Source organism: Modicisalibacter radicis (assembly GCF_900961225.1).
In the GTDB taxonomy this organism is placed as follows: domain Bacteria; phylum Pseudomonadota; class Gammaproteobacteria; order Pseudomonadales; family Halomonadaceae; genus Modicisalibacter.
Genome location: NZ_CAAHFN010000008.1, coordinates 1 through 433, shown reverse-complemented (window position 1 = coordinate 433; position 433 = coordinate 1). Strand labels below are relative to the sequence as shown.

Genomic DNA, 433 nt, shown 5'->3' with positions numbered 1-433 from the left:
AGTCAGCTTTATCTGTTCCTTCGTGCTGGTCACCAGCCTGTTCATTCTGTTTGCTGACCTGACACCGAAGCGCATCGGTATGATTTCACCTGAGTCGGTTGCCGTCCGTATAGTCAACCCGATGCGTTTCTGTCTGATGCTTTGCCGCCCGATGGTGTGGTTTTTCAACGGCATGGCGAACATGATTTTCCGCATGTTTAAACTGCCGATGGTACGTAATGACGACATTACCTCCGACGATATTTATGCCGTGTTTGAAGCCGGCGCACTGGCGGGTGTTTTGCGTAAGCAGGAACATGAGCTGATTGAAAACGTGTTTGAGCTGGAATCCCGTACGGTTCCTTCTTCCATGACCTCGCGTGAAAGCGTGATTTTCTTTGACCTGCGCGAAAGTGAAGAAAGCATCAAAGAGAAAATCGCCACGCATCCGCAC

Annotated in this window: 1 protein-coding gene; it reads left to right on the top strand. The window is 50.1% G+C overall.

Annotation, left to right across the window (positions count from 1 at the left end; all coding sequences use genetic code 11):
- On the top strand, positions 1–433 hold a 433-nt coding region (locus tag HR9077_RS00030; protein ID WP_136063870.1), incomplete at both ends, for a CNNM domain-containing protein.